The organism is Pseudomonas sp. PS01300 (assembly GCF_029960155.1).
In the GTDB taxonomy this organism is placed as follows: Bacteria; Pseudomonadota; Gammaproteobacteria; order Pseudomonadales; family Pseudomonadaceae; genus Aquipseudomonas; species Aquipseudomonas palmensis.
Map to the genome: position 1 here is coordinate 1 of NZ_JASCPN010000009.1, position 24522 is coordinate 24522.

The 24522-nt window shown below is 66.7% G+C and carries 18 protein-coding genes; all 18 read right to left on the reverse strand.

Features of this window, described 5'->3' with window-relative positions; all coding sequences use genetic code 11:
* Nucleotides 1-111: 111 nt before the first annotated feature.
* Nucleotides 112-1728 (reverse strand): NADP-dependent glyceraldehyde-3-phosphate dehydrogenase, encoded by a 1617-nt coding sequence (locus QMX96_RS07460; RefSeq protein WP_282361489.1) that lies wholly within the window; start codon nucleotides 1726-1728, stop codon nucleotides 112-114.
* A 111-nt stretch (nucleotides 1729-1839) separates the two neighbouring features.
* Entirely contained in the window at nucleotides 1840-6240 is a 4401-nt protein-coding gene (locus QMX96_RS07465) for a leucine-rich repeat domain-containing protein (RefSeq protein ID WP_282361490.1), read from the reverse strand.
* Nucleotides 6241-6300: 60 nt separating this feature from the next.
* A complete protein-coding gene (locus QMX96_RS07470) occupies nucleotides 6301-7101 on the reverse strand; it encodes a ChbG/HpnK family deacetylase (RefSeq protein ID WP_043860596.1) in 801 nt (266 codons plus the stop codon).
* On the reverse strand, nucleotides 7073-8248 hold the full coding sequence (locus tag QMX96_RS07475; RefSeq protein WP_282361491.1) for a GNAT family N-acetyltransferase: 1176 nt from the start codon (nucleotides 8246-8248) through the stop codon (nucleotides 7073-7075). Before QMX96_RS07475 ends, QMX96_RS07470 begins: the two co-directional genes overlap by 29 nt.
* Nucleotides 8249-8252: 4 nt before the next feature.
* Nucleotides 8253-8942: a GNAT family protein gene (locus QMX96_RS07480; protein ID WP_043860598.1), complete on the reverse strand. Its 690-nt coding sequence runs from the start codon at nucleotides 8940-8942 to the stop codon at nucleotides 8253-8255.
* A gap of 45 nt (nucleotides 8943-8987) precedes the next feature.
* A complete protein-coding gene (locus tag QMX96_RS07485) occupies nucleotides 8988-10916 on the reverse strand; it encodes a hypothetical protein (protein ID WP_282361492.1) in 1929 nt (642 codons plus the stop codon).
* A complete protein-coding gene (locus QMX96_RS07490; RefSeq protein WP_043860600.1) occupies nucleotides 10913-12217 on the reverse strand; it encodes an oligosaccharide flippase family protein in 1305 nt (434 codons plus the stop codon). The genes QMX96_RS07485 and QMX96_RS07490 overlap by 4 nt, the downstream gene beginning before the upstream one ends.
* Nucleotides 12214-13224, reverse strand: coding sequence for a polysaccharide deacetylase family protein (locus QMX96_RS07495; protein WP_043860619.1), 1011 nt, complete (start codon nucleotides 13222-13224; stop codon nucleotides 12214-12216). Before QMX96_RS07495 ends, QMX96_RS07490 begins: the two co-directional genes overlap by 4 nt.
* A gap of 8 nt (nucleotides 13225-13232) precedes the next feature.
* Nucleotides 13233-14369 carry a glycosyltransferase gene (locus tag QMX96_RS07500; RefSeq protein ID WP_043860601.1) on the reverse strand — a complete coding sequence of 379 codons (1137 nt, stop codon included), beginning with the start codon at nucleotides 14367-14369 and terminating at the stop codon, nucleotides 13233-13235.
* Entirely contained in the window at nucleotides 14362-15327 is a 966-nt protein-coding gene (locus QMX96_RS07505; RefSeq protein WP_282361493.1) for a glycosyltransferase, read from the reverse strand. Before QMX96_RS07505 ends, QMX96_RS07500 begins: the two co-directional genes overlap by 8 nt.
* On the reverse strand, nucleotides 15324-16694 hold the full coding sequence (locus tag QMX96_RS07510; protein ID WP_054914458.1) for an O-antigen ligase family protein: 1371 nt from the start codon (nucleotides 16692-16694) through the stop codon (nucleotides 15324-15326). The genes QMX96_RS07505 and QMX96_RS07510 overlap by 4 nt, the downstream gene beginning before the upstream one ends.
* Nucleotides 16691-17776 carry a glycosyltransferase family 4 protein gene (locus QMX96_RS07515; protein WP_123753062.1) on the reverse strand — a complete coding sequence of 362 codons (1086 nt, stop codon included), beginning with the start codon at nucleotides 17774-17776 and terminating at the stop codon, nucleotides 16691-16693. Before QMX96_RS07515 ends, QMX96_RS07510 begins: the two co-directional genes overlap by 4 nt.
* Before the next feature lie 8 nt (nucleotides 17777-17784).
* On the reverse strand, nucleotides 17785-19377 hold the full coding sequence (locus QMX96_RS07520) for a GNVR domain-containing protein (protein ID WP_043860605.1): 1593 nt from the start codon (nucleotides 19375-19377) through the stop codon (nucleotides 17785-17787).
* Between the two features lie 20 nt (nucleotides 19378-19397).
* Entirely contained in the window at nucleotides 19398-20420 is a 1023-nt protein-coding gene (locus tag QMX96_RS07525) for a polysaccharide biosynthesis/export family protein (protein WP_043860606.1), read from the reverse strand.
* A gap of 23 nt (nucleotides 20421-20443) precedes the next feature.
* The gene (locus tag QMX96_RS07530) at nucleotides 20444-21091 is read right to left on the reverse strand and encodes a CpsD/CapB family tyrosine-protein kinase (protein WP_043860607.1); all 648 of its coding nucleotides are present in this window, start codon (nucleotides 21089-21091) and stop codon (nucleotides 20444-20446) included.
* Entirely contained in the window at nucleotides 21092-21838 is a 747-nt protein-coding gene (locus QMX96_RS07535) for a sugar transferase (RefSeq protein ID WP_043860608.1), read from the reverse strand.
* The gene (locus QMX96_RS07540; RefSeq protein ID WP_282361494.1) at nucleotides 21835-22917 is read right to left on the reverse strand and encodes an NAD-dependent epimerase; all 1083 of its coding nucleotides are present in this window, start codon (nucleotides 22915-22917) and stop codon (nucleotides 21835-21837) included. The genes QMX96_RS07535 and QMX96_RS07540 overlap by 4 nt, the downstream gene beginning before the upstream one ends.
* Complete coding sequence (locus QMX96_RS07545; protein WP_043860610.1) at nucleotides 22914-24266, reverse strand: UDP-glucose/GDP-mannose dehydrogenase family protein; 1353 nt, start codon at nucleotides 24264-24266, stop codon at nucleotides 22914-22916. The genes QMX96_RS07540 and QMX96_RS07545 overlap by 4 nt, the downstream gene beginning before the upstream one ends.
* Nucleotides 24267-24522: the final 256 nt, after the last annotated feature.

The following is a 24522-nucleotide window of genomic DNA, read 5'->3' on the forward strand; positions in this document are numbered from 1 at the left end:
GGTCAAGCCCGCTCCCACGTGTTCATCACTGCCTTTGTGGGAGCGGGCTTGACCCGCGATAGGTGCGCCGCGATCCAAGCCTATGCTTGTACCGTTTTGCCCACCACGCAATCAGAAGATGTAGTCAGTCGTCAGGAAACTCGACTCGCGGTTGCGGATGATCTGGCTGATCAGCTGCTTGTTGGCCTCCTGGAACTTGGTGGCCACCAGGGTGCGGATCGAGAACACGCGCAATGCGTCATGCACCGACAGGGTGCCTTCGGCCGAGTTCTTGCGCCCGTTGAAGGGGTAGGTGTCCGGCCCGCGCTGGCACTGGGCGTTGAGGTTGATGCGCCCGACCTGGTTGGCGAAGGTGTCGACCAGCCGGCCCACGGTGGCCGAATTGGTGCCGAAAATGCTCAACTGCTGACCGAAATCCGAATCCAGCACGTAGTCGATCACTGTCTGCAGGTCGCGGTAGGGCACCACCGGGATCACCGGCCCGAACTGCTCTTCGTGGTACACGCGCATCTGCGGGTTCACCGGGTACAGCAGCGCCGGGTAGAAGAACGAACCGCGGCTCTGGCCGCCGCCCTGGTTGATCACCTTGGCACCGTGGGCTACTGCATCGGTTACCAGGCCGCCCAGGTAGTCGACCTTGCCTGCTTCGGGCAACGGGGTCAGGCTGACGCCCGGGTCCCATGGCATGCCGGGCTTGAGGTCGGCCAGCTTGCGCTGGAACTTGTCGAGAAAGGCGTCCACCACCTGCTCGTGCACGAACAGGATCTTCAGCGCCGTGCAGCGCTGGCCGTTGAACGAGAGGGCGCCGGTGACCGCCTCGTTGACCGCGTTGTCCAGGTCGACCTCGGGCAGCACGATGCCCGGGTTCTTGGCGTCCAGCCCCAGCGCGGCGCGCAGGCGGTGCGGGCGCGGGTGAAGCTTCTTCAGGTCGCTGGCGGCCTTGTTGGTGCCGATGAAGGCGAACACGTCGACCTTGCCGCTGGCCATCAGCGCGCTGACGGTCTCGCGGCCACGCCCGTAGATGACATTGATCACGCCGGCCGGGAAGCTGTCGCGAAACGCCTCCAGCAACGGGCGAATCAGCAGCACGCCGAACTTGGCCGGCTTGAACACCACGGTGTTGCCCATGATCAGTGCCGGGATCAAGGTGGTGAAGGTCTCGTTGAGCGGGTAGTTGTAGGGGCCCATGCACAGCGCCACGCCCAGGGGCGCGCGACGGATCTGGCCGAGGGTGTCCTGCTCCAGTTCGAAGCGACTGGAGCGCCGGTCGAGTTCCTTGAGGGCGCCGATGGTCTCGACGATGTAGTCGCAGGTGCGGTCGAACTCCTTCTCGGAGTCCTTGAGGTTCTTGCCGATTTCCCACATCAGCCACTTGACCACCACCGCGCGCTGCTCGCGCATGCGGGCCAGGAACGCCTCGACATGCTGGATGCGCTCGGCCACGCGCATGTTCGGCCACACGCCGCGGCCCTTGTCGTAGGCACGCACGGCGGCGTCCAAGGCGGTGAGGGCGGTATCGGCGTCCAGCAGCGGGGCGCTGCCGAGTATCACCTGCTGCTCACCGTCGTCGGTCTTGAGCCACACCGGGCTGCGCACCGTGGCCAGCGGGCCTTCCCAGCGGTGCAGTTGCCCATCCACCAGGTAGTCGCGCTGCTCGAGCGGGTCGCCCAGGCGATAGGCCTCGGGGATATCCGTGGCAGCGGGAAACAGCGAGTCCAGACGATCCATGACGCAATACCTCTTTTCCATGGTGAATGAAACGGTTCAGCCGAGCATAACGCCGGCCCCGGCACAAAAGCCAGCCTGGGCCCGGGTGCGCTCCGGGCCGGCGCCCGCCTGTCAGTCGATGGTGCCTCGCGCCACTCCCTCGGTCAGGGTTCTGCGCAGGTCGACGAGGCGTTGTTCGTACACCTGCCGCAAGCGCTGCGCCTCCACCAGCAGTTCACCTTCGCTCAGCGTTTCGGCTGCCTGCTCCAGGCTGTCGTCCAGCGCTGCCCGCGAGGCGGCGAACTGTGCGGCGAAGCGTTCGCGCAAGTGGTGCTCCCATGCAGGGTAGACCGGTTCCTCTTCATGGTTCATGGCCAGTACTTCGTCCAGGCCGTGGGAGGTGGTCGGGTCAACCGCCAGCAGCAGGTTGCGCTGCTGTTCTATCCAGGCTTCGCCCGGCAGCGGCATCACATCGACCAGTGCGTCGATGATCACCGGCTCGTCGGCACGCGCCGCCTGGGCCAGGTCCAGGCCCGGCAGGCGGGTGATACGTTTGAGCGCCCACTGGTAGAGCGTCGCGTAGCTGTCTTCGGACATGTTGAACGAAAGGCTCAGCACGCCGAAGCCGAGCTTTCTGAGACGCACGTGGTTGACGATGGTCGCCAGCAAGGTGCGCGAGCGGGTTGCCAGGTCCGGGATGGCCAGGGCCTGTGACACCTCGCCCAACTGTTCGAGGTCGAGCAGGGTGCCGCCTGTGCGGGCGAGAATCTGCTCACGCAGGGGCGCATTGGCGTCCATCCAGGTCAGCAGGCGCCACAGGCGGCGCCGGTAGGTCAGTGGGGCGACGATGTAGGGCGGGCTGTCGAACATGGCACGCAGGTCCCGGAAGAACCCCGACGGCAGGCTCTGCTGCAGTCGTTGCCAGCTGGCCCGCTGTTGTGGCGTGGCGTCGTCGAGCAGTTCGTTGTAATCGATCTCGGCCACCAGCAGGTCGATACGGTGGGTGGTGTAGTAGGCATCGGCCGCCTGCAGGGCAGCATCGCTCAGCGGATTGTGTTCCAGGCGCAGCGCCCGGGCCAGCGGAGGTGAGAGGATGGCGGTCGGTGGCAGCTCCTGCAGCTGGTTGCCGGACAGGTCCACCAGGTTCGGCGCGTCCAGCTGATCGAGCCCTGCCGGATAGGTCGCCAGGCTGCAGTTGTACAGGTCCACGCCCTGCAGCCGGTTCAGGCGGGCGAAGTCGGGCGGGGTTGCCAGCGGGTTGTTCGCCAGGCTCAGGTCGCGCAACTGCGGGTAACCTTCGAGGGCGTGCTGCAGGTGCTCGTCCCAGACCAGGCGGTTGTTGGCCAGGTCCAGCACGCTGAGCCGATCACCCAGCCCGGTGGGCAGGCTGGTGAGTTCGCAGCCGTTCAGGCTGACGCGCTGCAGCTGGGTGAAGTGGCGCAGGAAGGCGTCAGGCAGCCGGGTCAGGGAGTTCTGCTCCAGTGACAGCTCATTCACGTGATCGAAGTTGGCCTCCAGCACAGGGAAGCTTTCCAGGTCGCCGTCGGTCAGGTCCAGGTAGTCCAGGTTCAGCTGAACGATGGCTTCGCCATCGGCGACCTCGCGCACCGACAGGCGCTGCCAGGCGGCGATGGTTTCTTCCCGCGCTGATTGCCGGGCTGTACTGGGCAGGGCCCACAGGGTCAACGCGCTTTTCAGGCGTTGCAGGGTTTGTTCGAGCGTGCGCAAGCGCGCCTGTGCCGGAATCTCGCTGGCCTCCCAGGCCGCCAGTGTGGCACGCGCCTCTTCGCCGCTGGCATGCGGGTAGAGCGTGCGGTAGCGGGCCTCCTGTGAAGAGCTGGCAGCCGACACCGGCGGGTAGCCGGGGCGGTCACTGCCGCCCAGCAGGCGTGCTTCGCTGGCCCAGCCGCGGACCTCGCCGGACCACAGCCAGGTGGCAAGTTCGCCGCGGGGGCGTTCGAGCATCGACAGCACGCGTTGCTGCAGCGCCGCCCTGGTGTCCAGGCCCAGCACCTGGCGATAGCGGGGAGCGATGCTGTCATGCAGGGCCGCGAACAGGTCGTCGCCGGGCGCGTGCAGCGGGAGGTCGTCCTTGCAGGCCTGGTAGCCTTCTGCACCGTGCACCAGAACCCTGCGCTGCGCCTGGGTGGCACGACCCACGCGCTGCAGCAGAGGGCCGCGCGGGCCACCACTGCGTGCTTCCAGCACGACCGAGGCGTCCCAGCCAGGGGCGTGCTCCAGGCACAACAGCGCCAGGCGCGTGCTTTGCGGCGTCGCCAGGGCTGGCCAATACAGGCCTTCGGTCGCGCGTACCAGGGGAACACGGGCGGCCAGCGTGGCGGCCTCTTCCAGCAATTTGGTGGGGATGGCTGCCGGTGGCACCCAGCGTGCCAGCCGGGCCGGGCCGACAGTGTCCAGCAGGCTGCGGGCCAGCACCGGGCTCAACCCGGGCAAGCGTGCGCACAGGGCCGTGATGTGCGGCTGCGGGGGCACCAGGGCCAGGTAACGCTGCTCGAACAGGGCCTTGCCGACGCTGCCCGTGACGTTTTCGGCGCGCAGTTGCCGGGCGATCCTGAGCCGTTGCAGCGTATCGGCCAGCAAGGGTGGCAGGCCCAGATTGGCGGCGTGCAACCGACGCAGCGCGTCTTCGCGGGTGCCGCTGACCTGGCAGGCCTGTTCGAGTTCTGCATCGCTCAGGCCTTGCGCAAGCGGGCCCAGACGGCGCAGCAGGGTGGCCCGCGACCAGCTCAGCGGCTGTTCATGCACGCTGCGCCAGGCACCCTGGCCGTTGTGCTCCAGCGCGGGGCGATAGGCGTCTTCACGCTCGGGGTGGCGCAGTTGCCATTGCTGCTGGTGCGCATCGAACTGCTGCTCGTACAGGTCGGCGCCGAGCCTGATGTAGTGCCGGTCCGCGTGCCGGTACTGGCCCTGGTCGTTGGCTGTCACCTCGGCGGGTAGCGACGTGTCCAGCCGGTAGGGTGCCAGGTCGGGCAGGTACAGGCGCGTACTGCCATCGGGCAGCGGCACTTCGATCAACGCATCGACCAGCGCTGGTGCTGCCTTGAGCGCCAGCACCGAACCGGCCAGCATGCCGGCAGTGATCGCCACCGACTGCAGGTGCGCCATGGCGCCCTCGACGTCGCCGTCCTGCCAGTCCTCCACGCCTTCATACACCTCCTTGATCAGCTGTACCGCAGTGACCGCCAGCATGACCGGGCCCAACGCGGGAACGAACATCGCCGCGGCATTGAGCACGTTCAGCGCGCGTGTCTCCCATTGTTCCAGGCGGGCCTTGCGCGCTTTCTCGTCGGCTTCAGCGGTGGGCACCATCAGTACCCGTGCTTCATCCTTCAGGCGTTGCAGGTGGCGGTCCTGCAGCACGCCGAACAGCTCGCCGGCAACCGGGGCAAGGCTCAGGTACAGGCTGTCCTGCTCCTGCGAGTGCCACGGTCCGTCCTTGTCGACCACCTGCCGGGCCAGGTTGTGTCCGAGCACATCGAACAGGTGTTGCTGCTGTTGCAGCGGTACGTAGCGCTGAAACAGTCTGCGAAACCCGGGGTGGTTGAGGCGCCCTTTGAGGTAGCGCTCCAGCGCCGGCATCGACGCATGCTCGGTGAGGGCATCGTCCGGGTCGCCGGGCAGGTACAGCAGCAGGCTGTCTGCCTGCTGCTCAGATGCCAGGGCAAACAGCAGGATGTCGTGCAACGGTACGCCGCTCATGCTCAGCAGGCTGGCCTGCACTGGCGGGGCCTCGGCGCCTGCTGCGGCGGGCGCGTCCAGCAGCGCCAGCAACCGGCGGCTGGCGGTTGGCCCGATGCGCTGGCGCGCTTTCGCCACGGTGACCTCCAGGCGCAGCAACTGGCGATTGGCATCGATCGAGTCGCGACGCACCCCGTCTTGCGTGGCAGGTGTTTCGAACACTGCCTGCAGGTGCTGCTGGTAGCGGGCGCCCAGGTCCAGTTCGCGGCACAGGCGGGCGAACACGGCCGGTGACAGGCGATGGCGGGTATAGCGGTAGGCAAGGCCGGCGTCGGTCAGGTCGAGGTGGAAATGGCCTTGCAGGGTGATCGCACTCTTGCCGAGGAAGGTCACGTCGTCACCGAAGTTCTGCAGCGCTGCCTGCAGCAGGCTCTGCTTCTGGTAGGTGGTACGTGTGGCGAGCTGCCAGAGGTCGGCCTCTTCGTGAAACTGCACCAGGTCGGTGGTGTGCAGGTTCAGGGTTTCGCCAAGTTCGGCGTCAAGGCGCGCCTGCAGCAGCGGCTCGGCAAATGCCAGCAACCCCTGGAAGGCCTTGAGGGTGCCTGCCAGTGTCTGGCTGGCCCGCCGATAGCGACGCCTGGCTGCACGCACGGCGTCACGCTGATCGGGCAGGCCGTTGGCCAGCCAGTCCGGTTCGGCATCGGGGATGACATGGGTCAGGGCCAGATGGCGCCGAATGTCTTCGGCGTCCTGGGCGCTGGTGTGTTTCAGCCAGGTGGGCAGGCGCTGGACGATGAACGGTGAGTGGGGAATGCGTGAAGGGGAGGTAGGCATGGTCGTGCTCCGGTCGGTGGACCGACAGCACAACCGATCAGCCGGGCGAAGCGGTGGTAGTTATCTGTTGGAGGCAGTGTCCAGGGTGCTCTGGCGCGCCTCGCGCAGCGACGCGTAGCCGACCCTGGGCACGCCCGCCAGGCGCTGGTCGAGCAAGGCCTGCAAGGACTCGCCACTGCCCAGGTAGGCATCGCCGAAGTCGTGGCTGCCCAGGGCACTGGGGTGCGCCACCACTTCGAGCACGCCATGGCGTGGGGCCAGGCCGTCACGCAGGTCGACCGGGGTACACACATGGTCGGCGGTCAGCCTGGCCAACTGGCGCAGGCGCTGGTTGAGCAACGTCTTGAACAGGCGTTTTGCCGGGCCGATGTTGTGCCCCACGTTGCGTGCCAGGCGTATCGGCACCCCTTCGCGGGCGGCGAAGCGGGCGACGATTTCGCCGATGGGCCACAGGTTGTGCACGTGCTGGTGGGAGTCCAGGTGGCTGGGGGTCAGCCCATGGTCCAGGCAGCGCTGCCATTGCGCGGCCAGTTCCTCGTGCACCGCCTGGCGGGCCGCGCGCCCCAGCCACAGGCGCTTGCGCGACAGGCCCAGGTCGAACTCGCCCTCGGCATTGCAGAACTGCGCCAGCGCGCGGATCGGCTCGCTCAGCGGGCGCCCGTAGGTCAGGTTGAAATGCAGGCCCACGCGCCCGCGCAGGGCCGGTTGCTGGGCCAGCGCGCAGGCGGCCTTGAATGCCGGCATGCTGGCCATGGCGGTGGCAGAGCTGATCAGGCCGCACTGGAACGCGCGCAGAATCACCGCGTTGGTGTGTTCGTTGAGGCCAAAATCGTCAGCGTTGACTATGACTTGGGACGGCATCCGGGCGCTCCTGTGCTGTGCGTGTGGCAGTGGGGGAAGTGGCAGGTGCCGGCACGGGCTGCTGTTGGCGGCGTTTGAGCCAGGGCTTGATGCGTTGCCACAGGCGCAGCGCCATGCCCAGGCACAGGCCCGACGGGCGCCAGCTGTAGAAACTGTGGCGCAGGTGCTCGACCTGGCCGGTCATGCGCTCATGCAGCTGGTGGCTGGAGTTCTCCAGGCTCACCCTTGAAGCGTCGATCCACGTCCAGCCTTCGTCCAGCCCCCAGTCGATCCATTCCTGCAGCAGCACCCGGCCGCTGCCAAGGTCGGCATACTGCGGCACGAAGGCGAGGTTGTAGTCGTACAGGCGGCCCCGTTCGAGCAGGCCCAGGCGGTAGCTGATGCAGCGCCCGTCCAGTTCCAGCACCACCAGGCGCAGACGGCCATCGGCCGCCAGCGCGGTGAAGGCCTGGAACATCCATTGGCGCTGTGTGGGCACCGAGAAGATGCCGACCCCGTCGTCGCCTTTCCAGCTCACGGCCTCGACCGCGCTGACGGCTTCCAGCCAGGAAGCTGCGTTGGCTGTATCGGGGGTTACTCGGCGCACCTGTGCACCGCAGGCGGCGATGCGCTTGCGCGCGCGGCGCAACTTGTAGCGTGGGTCGCCACTGACTTCCTGGCGGTCGGTCTCGCTTATCTGGTGCACCGGCGCACGGCAGGCGGTGCGCTGTTCGTGGGTGGAACTGCGGCGTGCCCACTGCTGCAGCCAGGGCGAATCGCCCGTTACCTCGTTGAGTTGCAGCAGGGCATGGGGCAGGCGCGTGCGAATGGCTGCCAGTACCTGGCCGGCGGCACTGGTCGGCAGGTCGATGAGCAGGCCGATGCGGTCGCTCATGGGGTAGCCCAGGTGGTGCAGCACGGCAAAGTCCAGCGGCCCGTGGCGCTCAAGGGTGCGGACCAACGGCAGGCACAGCACCAGGCGTCCTTGTGCGTGCCCCAGCAGTACCTGCAGGTGCTGGCTGGCCGGCAAGGCAGCCTCGGCGGCGCGCAGCCAGGCCAGGCTGTTGAAGGGGGTGGCATCGGGCAGCCGCTCGCGCAACTGCTCGTAGGCGTCGGCGGGGAAGTCGTCGGCACGCAACGAGGCGTGCCAGGTAAAGGTCAGGGTCATCGGTTCAGGACACCGTGGCAGTAGTGCTGCGCGGCGCCGGTTTGCGCAAGGCATCCAGGCGCGAGCCGCTGTAGCGCGTTTCGCGGAAGAATTTCCAGCGACCGAACAGGCAGTACACGTGCATCACACGGCCCTGCTCGACGTAGCCCATGCGCAGGTGCAGCTTGAGCGCCGGAATGTTGTGGGTCTCGCACACGTCGACCACCTTGTCGCAGCCCTGTTCGGCCATGGCGCGCCACAGGGCCAGTTGCAGGTCGACCGACAGCGACGTACCCCAGTACTGGCGCGCCAGTTCACCGCCGAACTCGAAGAACTCGCCCGGCTCGACCGGGAACCAGCAGCCATAGTAGTGACGGTCGTGGTAGTGACGCGGGCTGCCCCAGATGAAAGCCACCACGTGGCTGTCTTCGTCCAGGAACATCAGCCCGGTATGCCCTTCGGCGGCCAGTTCACGCATGGTTTCGACTCGGTCGCCGAAGTGCTTGGCAAAGCCTTGCACGTTGTGCACCGTGATGCGCTCCACGCGTAGTGGCGCATAGGGCTTAAGGGTATGCGGCGGCACCGGGCTGACCAGGTCGCGCTCCATCCACAGCAGCTCCCAGTGAAAGAACACGTAGCGCTTGTACGCGCTGCGAAGGGTGGCGCGCAGGCCTTTCTGGTGTACGCGCTGGCTGAACTTGCTGACGATATTCATGGTGGCTCCCGTATCCGGCAGGGGAAGAGATCTTCGGCACTGTGTTCATGAGGCGCTCCATCGCAGGGCAAACAGGGTCTGCCCGGGCAGTTCGAAACGTACCTGGCCGTGCTGGCAATCCAGTGCCGCGGCGCGTGGCTGGTTGTCTGGCCCGAACAGGGTGAGCGTGGCAGCGGCCTGCGGGCATCGGCTGGCCGGGGTGGCGAAGCTGACGTGTTGCAGGCGTTCGCCCTTGTTGACGCCCAGCAGGCTGCGCTGTGCGCCGCGTGCCATGGCCAGTGCATCGACCTCGAAGGCGTCGTTGTCCAGGTGCAGCACCTGGTCGAGCCAGTGCTGGGCGATGAACTGCTGGGCCAGGCCCACCGGCTTGAGTTCGAAGCGGTTGTTGCCCAGCACCTTGACCATGCCTTTGGGCCACTCGGGCTCGTCGGCGATGTGGAACCAGTTGAGCATGTCCAGCAGGCCGTCCTGGGAGGCATTGATGACCACCGAGGCCCACCATACGCCGGCATAGTGGGTGTTCTGCTCGTACAGGCTCAGGGTCGAGCCACTGGACAGGTTGGTCTGGTCGAGCAGCAGCGCCTTGCGCGGGCGACCGTTGGCGTCCAGCCCCACCAGTTCGGCGGCGCGGCGTACCGAGTCGCGGTAGGTGCGGGTGGCGAGCAGGTCGCGGACCATCCACTCGTGCCAGGCCATGGCGTCGATCTGCGGTTCGAATTCCTTGAGCAGGCGCCGTGCCCAGTCCAGGCCGACGCGCTGCGCCGCATCGCCGCGCAACGGGCCGTTGACCAGCCGCGAGCTGGCCGGCATGGCGATGCGCACGCCGGCTTCATGGGCGCCGGGGTAGGCGCGCACACGCTGGGCCATGGCCGCGAAGAAGGTGCGGTAGGTGGCGTAGTCGGCGTAGTTGAGGTTGGGTTCGTCGGCAAAGGCGATGTAATGCAGGCCCTTGCCGCCCAGGGCGACGCTGGTGGCCAGCCAGTCGTCCAGCGCGCCATCGTTGGCGCGGCTGCGCATCAGGTCGGACTTGCGCCCGGTGGCGGCCATCAGGGTGATGTCGTGGTGAATGCCGAAGCGTTCCTGGTACAGCTGGCGAAACGGCAGTTCGTAGCGCGGCTTGCGTGCCAGCACGTCGGCAAAGGTGTAGTAGCCGGCGGCCTGCAGTTGCAGCGCATCGATCACCGCATGGCTGGACGGTGGCGGCATCACGTAGGGCAGGTTGTTGCCCAGCCTGGGCGTGGGGCCCAGTACCTTGGCACTGCTGCGCAGGCTTACCTGGCCGTCGCGGTGCACCAGTGGGGCGAGGTCCTGGGGGCGCAGGGCGAACAGGTTGGCGCTGCCGTCCAGCCAGAAGGCCACCTTGCCGGTGCCTTCGAAGTTCAGGCGCCATGTCTGGTCCTGGGCGCTTGCGGGCAGATTCACCTGATCGAACTGCCAATAGGCCCGGTGTTCGAGCAGCGCCAGCCTGAGGCGCTTGCCATCGTCCACGCGCTCCAGGGTCAGGTTGCGCACGCCGTCGTGATACTTGCCGGCAAGCACCGCCGTTTCACCGGCTTTCACGCGAAAGTACAGGGTGGTGGCGCGGTCCGTTTCGAGGCTGAAGTGCACCTTGGCGGGGGCGAACTGGGCGCCGGTGGTATCGTCGTATTCGAGGCGGTAGCGCCTGAAACTGTAGCCGGGGATGGCCACCTGGTAGGTGCCGGTGCCGGCGGTGAGTGGCCAGCTCAGCTGGCCGCGGCCTTCATGGGGGGCAATGATGCGTTGCGCATCGAGCTTGCCGGTGGCGTCGAGCAGGTACACCTGTTCCTGGTTGGCATCGGCCTGCCAGGCCGGCACCCAGCTCAGTTGCAGCGGGGCGCTGCGCTGCGGCGCCAGGTACAGGCTGCCGTCGCGAATGTCCGGCCAGCGCAGGGTGGCGGCGTGGGCAGTGGCGGCCAGCAGCAGGCCGGGTAACAACATCCATGTACGTTTCATACCGTTCTCCGTTGCAGCATCTGGCGCAAAGGCAACAGATCGCCAGGCAACACAAACAAGGTCCGCAGCAACGGTACGCCGCTCAGCCTGCAGTACAGCACGAGCATGGCCACCGTCACCCCAAGGTAGGCGATGGAGGAGGCCAGGGCCGCACCCGCGATGCCAAAACGGGGAATCAGGACCACGTTGAGAATCAGGTTTGCCGCCGCGCCCACCCCCATCATCAGCGAGACCGCGCCGGGGCGATTCTTGCCCAGCAGGTCCAGGCGCAGGATGCTTGCGTAGCACAGGCCGAACAAGCCGGGAAGCAGTGCCAGCAGGGCCGGGTAGGCCGGCTGGTAGGCCGCGCCGAACAGGGTGACGATCAGCCATTCGCCCACCAGGGCCATGCTCAGGCAGGCCCCCAGCATCACGGTGGCAGTCAGGCGCAGGGCCAGCGGGGTGAGCTTGTCCATGCCGGCATCCTGCTGCAGCAGGCGCTTCATCAGCGGGGTAGTGACGGCCTCGGGGATGATCAGCAGCAGTTCGGCGGCGGCGCTGGCCATGGCGTAGTGCCCCAGGGCGGCGCTGCCCAGGAAGGCACTGATGAACAGGTAGTCCGAGCGCAGGATGACCTGCTGGAACAGCACGTCCGGGTGGCTGCGCGCACTGTAGGCCAGCAGCTCGCGCTGCCCGCCGCGGTTCCAGCACAGCGTGATGTCGTGCTGGCGGCCCAGCCACACCAGGCCCAGCAGCGCGACCAGCCCCAGGCCCAGCAGCCAGCTGATCAGCGCGGCCTCCAGCGCGGCGTGCTGCCACATCCAGAACATGCCCACGAACAGCAGCAGCGGCACCAGCGATTCGGTCAGGCGCAGTGCGTTGAATGCGCCCACCCCGCCGGTGGCGTTGTGCAGGGTGAGCAGGCCGCTCTTGAGCACCGTCAGCGGCACCGCCAGCAGCAACAGCCAGGCCAGCAGGCCCAGTTGCAGGGTCACTTCCAGTTCAGTGCCGAACTCGCGCATCAGCGCCACGCAGATCAGGGTCAGCACCCCGGCCAGCAGGCACCCGTAGATCAGCACCTGGCTCAGCAGCAGGCCCATCGAGCGTTGCTGCGCCGCCTGATAGCCCACCGCGGTGTTCAGCCCGCCGCTGGTGGCGGCACTGATCAGGTCGGGCAGGGTGCTGAGCAGGGCGAACAGGCCGCGCTCGCTGGGCCCCAGGATGCGCGCCAGCAGCACGTTGCGCGCCAGGCGCAGGGCGATCATCGCCAGGCGTGTGCCCATGCTCAGCAGCAGGTGGCGCAGGTAGTTGCCTCGACTCATGAGCGGCCTCCGCGGCTGATGCGCCAGGCCAGCAGCGAGGGGCGGCTGGCGTTGCGCTGGCTCACGCCGATGCGCGGCAAGGCCAGTGGGTCGTCATGACCCTGGCAGATCCCGGCGCGGGTGCTCAGGGCGAAGGGGTAGCGATGGGCGGCCAGGCGCGCGCGTACCCGGGCGTCATGGTCGCCGTTGGGGTAGCAGTACACCGGCAGCGGCTGCTGGCAGCCTTGCTGCAAGGCGTGGTGGCTGCGGCTGAGTTCTTCATCCAGGCGCTGGTTGTCCAGCCCCGGCAGCAGCGCGTGACTGGCCCCGTGCGGGCCGAAGCTGATCAGCCCGGAGCCTTCCAGTTCGCGCACCTGCTGCCAGTCCAGGGCCTGGGGCAGGGATTCGGCCGGGCAGGCGTCTGTCAGTTGGTGCAGGGCGGCCGGGCTCAGGGTCTTGAGGCTTTGCAGGTAGCCGGCCAGCGCCTGGCTGCGGGCGTTGGGCCGCTGGTTCATGAAGTAGGCAGCCGGCAGCGGCCGGCCGATCTTGCGCAACGCCTCGATCAGGGTGTGGCGCGGGCCTTCGCCATGGCTGCCCCACAGGGTTTCGCCCAGGCTCTCCCACCAGAAGCGCTGGCGGCTGCCGATGTAGTCGGTGGACAGGAAGATGCTGGCCGGTACCTGGTACTGCTGCAGCAACGGGAACGCATTGAGCGCGTTGTCGCGCCAGCCGTCGTCGAAGGTCAGGGCAACCTTGGGGCGGCTGTCGCCCCTGGGCTGCTGATGGTCCTTGAGCAAGTCCATCAGGTGCACGCAATCGAAGTGCTGGCGCAGCCAGCGCAGCAGGCGCTCGAAGGCCTGCGGGCCCACGCACAGTTCGTTGCGATGGGGCAGGGCCGCGCTGGCGTCGTCGGCCAGCACCCGGTGCAGCATCAGGATGACCCCGGCGCCGCGCAGCTGGCTGCGGCCCTTCGGGGAGTGCAGGTACAACCAACCGCTGGCGCGCTTGAGACTGGTCTTGATCGGCATGAAGGCACTCATCGGGTCTGGTCGGGGTTCCATTGGTTGTAGCTGTGCCCGCGCAGGAACTGCCACAGGCCCACGCTCATGCCGGCCAGGGTCACCAGCACGAAGGCGGCCAGGCGAAACGGCTTGGGCAGGCGGTGGCCCTTGTCCAGCAGGCCGACCACGGCGATGGCATAACCCAGCAGCTGGGCGGCCAGGGTCAGGCGATAGAAACCGTGGCCGTCGAGCAGCCACAGGTTGGCCAGCAGCAGGGGCACCAGCAGCACGGGGGCCAGGCGGCGTACCAGCTTGTGGCTGATCAGGGCGATGGCGTAGAGCCCGTGGCGCAGCGGGTTGAGCAGTTCGCGCCGGGCCGCCAGGCTGATCAGCCCGCCGACGGTGACGCGCTGGCGGCGGCTGAACTGGCGCTCGGCCTCGTCCACGCCGTAGTCCAGCACCCTGGCCTGGTCGACGTAGACCACGCGCTTGTGTGCCACCGGGGCGCAGGTATTGATGAAGAAGTCGTCGTTGACCCGGTCCGGGATCGGCTGGTACAGCTCGCGGCGCAGGGCCTGCAGCGCACCGTCGGCCGACACCGTGCAGCCGGTGCGGCTCTCTACCCGGCGCAGCCAGGCTTCGTAGTGGCGGTACAGGCTCTCGCCCAGGCTCAGGCCCTTGCCCGCCACCGGGATGGTCATGTTGCCCACGGTGCCGCCTACCTCGGGGTCGGCGAAGGGCGCGAGCAGTGCGGCGAAGGTGCCCTCCACCCAGTGCACGTCGGCATCGGTGAACACCAGAATGTCGCCGCTGCAGTGCTCGACGGCGGCATTGAGCACGCGGTTCTTGCCCATCCGTGGCAGGTCCAGCACCAGGATGCGCGGGTCGTCGAAGGTGCGCGCCAGGGCCACGGTCTGGTCACTGGAGCCGTCGCTGGCCACCACGATCTGCAGGCTGGCGAGCGGGCAGTCCTGCTCCAGCAGGTTGCGCAGCTTGTTCTCGATGTTGCGCGCCTCGTTGTGCGCCGCAACCACCACGCTGACCCGTTGCGGCGGCAGCGGCGGCGGGGTGTGCCGCGGGAACAACGGCCCCACCAGTGTGAGCAGCAGCGGGTAGCCCAGCCAGGCATAGAAAGGCAACAGCAGGCAAAGCCAGAAAATGAACTCAGCCACGTGCGGGCCTCCTTGCGTTCCAGTTGAACAGGCTGAGCACGAAGGCCGCTCCAGCCAGGTGCAGGCGAACCCAGTGCAGGCCCCACAGTTGCAGGGTGAACACCGGGTCGCGGTGTTTGAGACTCTGGCGCAGGGTCAGCGCCAGCGCCGGCAGGCTGGTGAAGAACAGCAGCAGCATTGCCAGATGCGGAAAGCCGTCGAGCAGCGCGGACAATGCCAGCGCATCGAGCACCCAGGCCCCGAGGGACAGCAACGGGAAGCGCAGCAGGCGCAGGCTCGCGCCATTGCTGCGCAGCAGTTGCAGGTTGCTGCCCTGGCGCCACAGCTCCTTGCCCAGCCATTCGCTCCAGCTGCCCTCGTAGCCCCAGTGCAGCACCACCGGTGCGCGCAGGGCCAACAGGCGGGCACCGGCCTGGCCCAGGCGCCAGGTGAAGTCCTTGTCTTCGCCGGTGCGCAGGGTTTCGTTGAAACCGCCCACCCGGTCGAACCAGTCGCGGCGCATCAGCAGGTTGGGGGTGGGCAGCCATTGCATGCTGTGCAGCGCCGGCCGGCCGGCGCGCAGTGTGCGTCGCTGCCAGGCGCGGGCGAACCAGGGCGCCTGGCGCGGGGTGTCGCAGTCCAGCGCGAATACATCGCCACGGCCCTGGGCGTGCAGGTCCAGCAGCAGGCTCAGCCACTGCTCCGGCACCTCGATGTCGGCATCCAGAAACGCCACCCATTCCCCGGAGCTGGCCTGCACGCCCCGGTTGCGCAAGGCGCCGATGGTCAGCCCCGGCAGGTCGAGCACCTTGGCGCTGAGGTTACGGGCAATCTGCGGGCCATCGTCGGAGGAGCCGTTGTCCACCACGATCAGCTCGCAGTCCAGGCCGGCAAGGTCGGCGGCGCGACGCGCCGAGTGGAGGGTGCGGGCAATATGGCGTGCCTCGTTGAACATCGGCATCACGATACTGATCTTCATCCGGCCACCTGCACGGGGCGCGCCTGTTCGGCCTTGAGGCGCAGCACGCTGGAAAGCGCCAGCAGAATCCACAGGTACTTGTGGTTCGGCGCACTGAGGAACATCAGGAACAGGCCGATGGCAAGCATGCTGGTGGACAGGTGCGTGAGCATGTCGGCCTGCCCCTGATCACCCTTTTGCAGCCACAGGCGCCGTGCATGCCAGAGGTTGTAAAGGGCCAGCATGACCATGCCGACGAATGCCAGGCCCGCCGGTACGCCGACTTCGCTGAAGATTTCCAGGTAGGTGTTGTGGGCACGGCGGTACAGGTCGCCGACCTTGCGGTTGGCCGAGAACGCCTTGGCGTAGCCGGTGGTGGCGTATTCCAGCGGGAAGGTGCCGGGGCCGGTGCCCAGCAGCGGATGTTCGCGGATCATCTTGCTGCCCACCACGATGTAGGACGAACGCCGGCCCAGGGAGTCGTCCTTGTAGGCATTGACCCCGGACTTGAGCAAGGCCAGCGACTGGATACGCTCGATGTAGCTGGCCGGCATCACCGCGACCGCCACAGGCAGCACGATGGCCAGGCCGAGCATGGCGAAGCCCAGGTGACGCGGGCGCAGGTGTGTGAGTTTTTCGCGGTAGTGCACCAGGCCGATCACCAGGCTGATGGCCAGCACCACCAGCCCGGAACGTGAGTTGGTCTTGGTCATGCCGGCCAGCAACAGCACCACGCAGGCCAGCCAGAACAGCCGCTGCAGGCGGTTGGGGCTGCTGAACACCAGCCACAGGGCCATGGGCACCGCGATGGCGATGAGCATGGCGAACACGTTGGGGTCTTCGAGCAGGCCCGAGGCGCGGCCTTCGTCCTGGTACTTGGCCGAGAACATCGCCATGGCACAGGTGACGCCCACGCTCAGGGTCACCAGGCGGTACATCATCGGCAGGTTGAGTTCGCGCCCGATCAGCAGGGTGAGCACGAACAGCACCAGGCCCACCGCCAGTTCGCGAAAGTGCCCCATGGACATCTCGCTGCTTTCACTGGCCAGAAAACTCAGCAGGTACAGCGCCATAAAGGCCAGCAGCAGGCGCCACATGGAGCTGCGCAGGCGTTCGCCCGGCAGCTGCCCCACGGCCAGTTGCAGCAGCAGCACCATGGCCAGCGCGGCGCCGATGAATTTCGAGGCGGTCAGCTCGCTGTCCTTGAACAGGCCCTCCAGCGGCACCAGGGTGATGATGGCCAGCAGGCCCCACGCCGGGCGGCGGTACAGCACCAGCACGCCGGCCAGGCCGATCACCGCGCCGGGGGCCAGGAACGGGTAGGGGCTGGCCAGCAGTACCACGCTGACGATCGCCAGCAGGCCGATCAGGGACAGGGGAATGATCATGCGCAGGTCTCCTTGGCCGCACCTGCCGTGCCGCGATAGACCTGGGCCCAGCGTTGCGCCAGCGTCGGCAGGTGATAACGTTCACGTTGGGTGCGTCGTGCCTGGGCGATCAGCTCGCCGGCCTGGGCCGGGTCGAGCATCAGCGCTTCGAGCTGGGCGGCCAGTTCGTCCACCGCCAGGGGCGGTGCCAACAGCCCGCTGCGCCCGTGCTCGATCACGTCGGGGATGCCGCCGACACCAAAGGCCACCACCGGCACGCCATCCTGCATGGCTTCGAGCAGGATCATCGGGGTGCCTTCGGTGCGCGAGCTGATCACCAGCGCATCCAGGCGCACCATCCATTGGCGCATGTCTTCCTGGAAGCCTGGCAGGCGGATGCGCTCGTGCAGCCCGGCGGCATCGACGCGGGCCTGCAGTGCTTCGCGTTCCGGGCCGTCGCCGAGCATTACCGCGTCCAGGTGCGGGTGGCGCTGGCACAGCGGGATCAGCGTATCGAGGAACAGGTCAGGACCCTTTTCGCTGCTCAGGCGCCCCACGTAGCCGGCCAGCCAGCGTTCGTGGCCGTGGGCATGGGCGGGCAGGGCGCCAGCATCCGGCAGGCCGTTGGGGATGACATCGAGCTTGCGTTGCGCCACGCCGGCACGCAGGTGGATCCGGCGGATGCTCTCGGCCACGCACACCACCTTGCCGATGGTGGCGGTGCGGCACAGTTGCAGGCTCAGCCAGGTGTACAGCCGCTGCTTGCGGCTGCTGGGGGTGAAGCCGTGCTGGGTGGCGACCATCGGCAGGCGCCACAGGGTGGCGCCCACCCAGCCGAACAGCAGGCCCTTGAAGTTGTGGCTGTTGATCAGCGGCTGCTGGCTGCGGTACTGGTCCAGCGCCCGCAGCACCTCGCCCAGCCCGTTGCAGGTGCGACAGTCCACGCCGGCGGCGGCAAAGCGCGCCACCAGCGTCTGCGGCGCGCCCAGAAACAGCACCACGTGCTGTCCCGGGGTGGCCTGGCAGTGGTCCAGCAACATCCGTTCGGCGCCATAGAAGCCGCCACTGCCCAGCAGGTGGATGATCGGCCGCTGCGGGCTCATGGCTGCGTTCAATTGCGCACCCAGTGCACCAGCCGTGGCAGCGACCAGCCCTTGTGCGGGTTGTGCGTTTCCGGGGTCTGGTCGTTGATCACCAGCAGTACCGGCAAGCCCAGCTGCTGGGTGATCTGCGCCGGGTGCTTGAAGCGATGGTCGAAGAACTCGCGCACGTACACCAGGGCGATGCCCAGCAGCAGGCCGGTCAGCATGCCGAACGGAATGATCAGCATCGGCTTGGGAAAGGCCGGCTCGGCGGGCTCATAGGGCGCACTGAGAATCCGTGCGTTGGACACGTCACCCGACAGCAGGCGCTCGCCACGGGCTTCTTCGTAGCGCTGGGTGTAGGTGAAGAACGCCTTGTGCAGGGCGTCGATCTCGGTATCCAGCTGACGCGCCTTGCTCTGGGTTTCCTGCAACTGGTGCACGCGGCTCTTGTAGTCGGCGATGCGCTGGGTTTTCTGCGCGATCACGTTCTGCACCACGGCCAGGTCCTTCTCGCGCTCCTGGATACGGTTGGCGACGATCTTGAGAAACTGCTGGCGGGTCTTGGCGATCTGCTCGCGCTGCAGCAGCATCTGCTCGCTGCCGGGCTGGAACACTGCCAGGTCGCTGACGTAGGTCAGTACCTGGGTGGTCAGCTGCTCGCCCAGTTGCTTGATCTCGCGGTCCTCGAAGGCCACGTTGTCGACGGTCTGGGTGAAGGTGAAGGGGAAGGCGAAGTCGCGCATGTTGGCGTTGCTGGCCGCAGCCAGGCTGGTCTTGAGGTATTCCAGCCACTGCTGGCTCTGCAGCAGGCGATCGCGGTACTGGTTGAGTGCCTGTTCCTCGGTGTTGATGGCATTGAGGCGGAAGGTGATCTCTTCCTTGGGGTCGGACGAGCCGATGCCTTCGAGCATGCCCAGGCGCTTGCTTTCCAGGTCATCCATGCGCACCTGGTACTGCATCTTCTTCTGCTCGTAGAACTCCTGCGGCAGTTCGTTGGACTGCAGGTTCTGGCGGTTGCGCAGGTAGTTGTCGAGCAGACGGCTGACGAACAGCGTACCGACCTTGGGGTCGGGGAAGCTGTAGGTGATCGACACCACGTTGGAGCCGGGCAGGGTCTCGATCTTCAGGTCCTTGATCGCGTCGTCGGTCAGGGTGTCGAGCTGGGTATCGCGTACCGGGTCGACCTCCAGCCCGAACAGGCTGCGCACCGGGTTGACCACATACTCGCGCAGCGGGTTGACGATCAGGCTGCGGATCGGCCCGAACACCAGGCGCTGCAGCAGGCCGGGGGGCACGTCATACAGGCCCTCGTCGCGCAGCTGGGTGATGGTCTGGCGGATCAGCGTGGGTGAACGCAGGATGTTGCTCTCGGTCTCCATGTCGGCCAGCGAAGGCGGAATGAACTTGTCGGTCTCCTGGGCCAGGGCGGTGTTGGTATCGCTCTGGGAGAGCTTTTTCGACTGCACGATCACTTCGGCCGTGATGTCGAAGCTCTGCTTGAGCACCAGCGGCAGCAACAGGGCAATCACTGCGAACACCAGGAATACCCGCTTCACCAACTGACGGTTGGCGAAGAGGATCCTGAAGAATTCATGCAGGTAGTTTTCTTTGGTAGTCATGCGCGTGCACCTGCCTGGGTTTAGTTATCGCTGTCTTTGTTGTCGACGCGGTAGGAGAAGCTGAAGCCCACCCCCTGGAACAGCACCACGTCGGCCAGTTGCCGGGCCAGTTCGCCGGCGCTGGCCAGCTTGGTCTTGGGCACGTAGAGCATGTCGTCGGGCTGCAGGTAGGCCACCTGCGCGGCGCTGGCGTCCAGGGCCTTGTCGACGTTGTAGGGCACGGCCTGCACCTGGTTGCCGTTGCGCCGCATGATCACCACCGAGTCGAGCCGGGCCTTGAGGCTGGGCCCGCGGGCCAGGGTCAGGGCTTCGAGCACCGATACCGGGCGCCGGATCGGATAGGCGCCGGGCTGGGCCACCTCACCGAGCACATAGATCTCGTTGACCGCGGTGGACTTGAGCATCACGTCCACCGTCATGCGCCCGGGCAGGTCGGCGTAGCGCTTGTTGAGGAAGGTCTGCAGCTGGGTGACGGTCATGCCCTGCAGCGGCACCGCGCCCACCTCCGGAAAGCTGGCCTGGCCGTCGGTGCCCACGGTGATCTCGCGGCTCATGCCGGTGGCGGGGTGGTTGAGTGCGCTCTTGAGGTTCTGTTCGTTGGTCAGCGGGCTGATCACCTGCACGGTCATCTGGTCGCGGTTGGGCTGGAACAGGCGCTTGTTGCGGTAGGCCTGCTGGATGGCCTGGCGCGCTTCGTCCGGGGTCATCCCGGCGACGTTCACCGAGGTGTTGGCCCGTGGCAGTTCGATGGTGCCATCGGGCAGCACCAGCTGGTTGCCGTTGAGCGAGCTGGCCGCAAGGAAGCCCAGGCCGACGGTGTCACCGGGCTGGATGCGATAGGCCTGCGAGCCGCTGGTGCTGATATGGAAGATCACATCGAGCACGTCCCCCGGGCGCAGCGCCTGCTCGCCGCGTGGCAGCTCGGTGTCCTGGGCGTTGGCCGCGTTGGCAGTCATGATCTGCACCGGCATCTGGCGTGGCTCCTGGCTGGTGCAGGCTGCCAGAGGCAGCAGCGCCAGCAGGGCGAACAGTTTCACATTCATAGCGTCATCCTTAGCCTGGCTGCTCAGAGATTGTTGTAAAGCCATTTGGGCATGTAGTAGCGGCGTCGGTTGAACACGCTGCCGATCAGCTTGGCGCCGGCCTGGGTCAGGCGCTGGGCGGCGGCCTGGGCGACCTCCCAGCGGGTGTCCTCGGCGGTGACCACCAGGATCACGCCATCGACCAGGGTGCCGATCACCAGGCTGTCGACGCTGGAGTACACCGCCTCGCCGTCGATGACCACGAAGCGGTAGTGCGCGCTGAGCTGGCTCAGCAGGGCACGCAGGCGGTCCGGGTTGAGGCGTTCGTTGCCACGCCGGTACTGGCCGCACGGCAGCATGTCGAAAGGCTGGTCGGACACCCGCACCAGGCAGTCCTGCAGCACGGGCGGGGTGTCCTGCTCGAACAGCAGGTCGCGAAAGCCGGGCAGCTTCTGCAGGCCCATCTGCTGGGTCAGGCTGTTGCTGGTAGGGCTGCTGTCCACCAGCAGTACCGGTCCGCCGCTCATCAGCGTCAGCTGCTTGGCGAAGGCCAGCGCACTGGTGCTGGTACCGCTGCCGGTATTGGCCGCGGTCAGCAGCAGCACGCGCTGCTCCTGGTCCAGCACGGTGGACGTCAGGTTGGTTTCGCTGGGGGTGGCGATGGTCAGACTTCTCGAAGTAGAACCGTCCATTCAACTTGCTCCGTGGCCGCTGAAGACTTTGAAGGGGGTCTTGAGCAGGATCTTCAGGTCCAGGCTCAAGCTCTGTTCGGCGATGTAACTCAGGTCAAGCTCGACCCGCTGGTCGAAGTCGATGTTGCTGCGCCCCGAGATCTGCCACAGGCCGGTCATGCCGGGGTAGATGCTCAGGCGCGCCAGGTGGCTGTCCTTGTAGCGATAGGCGTTGAAGGAGGTCGGGCGAGGGCCCACCAGGCGCATTTCGCCGCGGATCACGTTGAACAGGTTGGGCAGCTCGTCCAGGCTGCTGCGCCGCAGGAAGCTGCCGATGCGGGTTACGCGCGGGTCCTTGTCGATCTTGAAGTCGATGGCGTCGGCGCCGTGCTTGTTCAGGTGGCGCACCGACTCCTTGAGGTCCTCGGCGTTGGCGACCATGGTGCGGAACTTGTACATGCCGAAGCTGCGCCCGCGGTAGCCGGTGCGCTGCTGCACGAAGAACACCGGGCCGGGGCTGCTCAGCTTGACCAGCACGGCCAGCACCAGCAGCAGCGGTGAAATCAACAGCACGATCATCAGCGCGCCGATGAACGACAGCACGCGGTTGGTGCGCGACAGCGTCCACGGCCGCCCGCCGGCGCGCCCGGTCATCCAGCCACGGCCCTGCATGTGAATCGCCGCATCGATGCGCATGCGGTGATTGGGGTCCATGCGTTTGTCCTGGCGCAGGGCCTGGGTTTCAGCACTTTTCTGTTGGCCTGTCATACCACCCTCCGTTGATGCTCGGGCGCGGCAACCGGCGTTTGCCCGATGGACCGCACAGCGTCGTCGGGCGTGTGCGCGTAATAATCGACGAACCAGGCGACGAAGCGGCGCAGCCCTTCGTCCAGCGAGATGCACGGGGTGAAGCCGGTGGCCTGGGCCAGGGCACTGGCATCGGCGCAGGTGTCCAGCACGTCACCGGGCTGCAGGGGCAGCAACTCGACCTGGGCGGTGCGCTGCAGGTGTTTTTCCAGCAGCGCCACGTAGTCGGTCAGGGCCACCGGCCGTTGCCCACCGATGTTGTAGATGCGCCAGGGCGCGTGGCTGCTGGCCGGGTCGCTGGCCAGGCGGTCCCAGGCCGGGTCGCTGACCGGGGCCAGCGGGATCAGGCGCACCAGGCTTTCGACGATGTCGTCGATGTAGGTGAAGTCGCGCTGGTGCTGGCCGTAGTTGAACAGCTTGAGCGGGTGGCCCTGGCTGATGGCCTGGGCGAACTGGATGGGCGACATGTCCGGGCGCCCCCAGGGGCCGTACACGGTGAAAAAGCGCAGCCCGGTGGTGGGGATGGCGAACAGGTGGCTGTAGCTGTGGGCCATCAGTTCGTTGGCCTTCTTGCTCGCGGCGTACAGCGACAGCGGATGGTCCACTGCGTCCTGCACGGCATAGGGTGTGCGCTGGTTGCTGCCGTACACCGAGCTTGAGGAGGCATACAGCAGGTGCTGCACCGGATGGCGGCGGCAGGCCTCGAGCATGTTGAGGAAACCCACCAGGTTGCTGTCCACGTAGGCGCGCGGGTTGTCCAGCGAATAGCGCACCCCGGCCTGGGCGGCCAGGTGGATCACCACCTCGGGGGCGAACTCGGCGAACAGCGCCTCGATGCCTGGGCCGTCGGCCAGGTCCAGGCGGCGCAGGTCGAAATCGCCGGCCTGGGCCTGGACCCAGCGCACGCGGTCTTGCTTGAGCGCGGGGTCGTAGTAGTCGTTGAAATTGTCCAGGCCCACGACCTGATGGCCGTCGCGCAACAGGCGCAGTGTGCAGTGTGCGCCGATGAAGCCGGCCGCACCGGTGACCAGTATTCTCATGGCGCCGATACCTGCGGTTGTACCTGGCGCAGGCCGATGCCGCTGTAGGTCAGGCCGAAGGTTGCCACCTGTTCGGGGCTGTAGAGGTTGCGTCCGTCGATGATCAGGCGTTGGCGCAGCTTTTGCGCCAGCAGGTTGAAATCCACCACGCGGAAGGTCTTCCACTCGGTGCAGATCACCAGCGCATCGGCATCCTCCAGGGTGTCGTCACGGGTGGCGCACAGTTGCAGGTCGTCGCGGTAGCCATACAGGCGCCGGCATTCGGCCATGGCTTCGGGGTCGAAGGCGCGCACCGTGGCGCCCTCGGCCCACAGCGCCTCCATCAGGTAGCGGCTGGGGGCTTCGCGCATGTCGTCGGTATTGGGTTTGAAGGCCAGGCCCCACAGGGCGATGGATTTGCCCTTCAGGCTGCCGGGGAAGCTGCGCTTGAGCTTGCTGAACAGGATCTGGCGCTGGCTGTCGTTGATTTCGCTCACGCTCTGCAGCAGGCGCAGCGGCATGCCGCTGTGTTCGGCGGTATGCAGCAGCGCACGCAGGTCCTTGGGGAAGCACGACCCGCCAAAGCCACAGCCCGGGTAGATGAAGTGGTAGCCGATGCGTGGGTCCGAGCCGATGCCCTTGCGCACCGATTCAATGTCGGCACCGAGGAACTCGCTGAGGTTGGCCAGTTCGTTCATGAAGCTGATGCGCGTGGCGAGCATGGCGTTGGCCGCGTACTTGGTCAGCTCGGCGCTGCGGTTGTCCATGAACATGAGCTTTTCATGATTGCGGCAGAACGGCGCGTACAGCTCGGACAACTGCTGCTGGGCCTGGTCATCGGCGGTACCGACGATGATCCGATCCGGGCGCATGCAGTCGGCCAGGGCGCTGCCTTCCTTGAGAAACTCGGGGTTGGAGACCACGCGCACCTGCAGTTGATGCTTGCCCAGCCGGTCGAGCTCCTCGCGGGCGAGCGCGGCCACTTTGTCGGCGGTGCCCACCGGCACGGTGGACTTGATGATCAGGGTGCGGTGCGCCGCCATCAGGCCGGCGATCTGCCGGGTGACGCCCAGCACGTGGGAAAGGTCGGCCGAGCCGTCTTCGTCCGGTGGGGTGCCGACTGCAATGAAGATCAGCTCGGCGTGGGCGACGGCATCGCTGGCCTGGGTACTGAACGACAGCCGACCTTCCTTGATGTTTTCCTCGAGCATGCCCGACAGGCCAGGCTCATGAATAGGTGGAACACCTTGTCGCAACTGACTGATTTTATGGGCGTCTACATCGACACAAAGTACCCGGTGACCTACGTCAGCCAAAGCGGCAGCTTGCACAAGTCCGACATAACCGGTGCCAAATACGCTCACATCCATGCTGGCGTGCCTCGTATGGAGTAATGAAAGTGAAACAGCGGGTGTGAATTCGGTATAGACCAGCTGAGCCGGTTTGTGTCAAACCTATGGCATGTATCTGTAGAGTTACAGGTGGTAGGAGTTCCACTGTTTTGCCATCAACCCTTTTCCAATCCGTACCTTAGCGTCGAAATGGGCTGGCACTTGGCCGGTTGTCAATGCGATGAACGGTCGTAGCCCGCGTAAAACGTGGCTCGTGGAATGTGGGTTGTTTCGC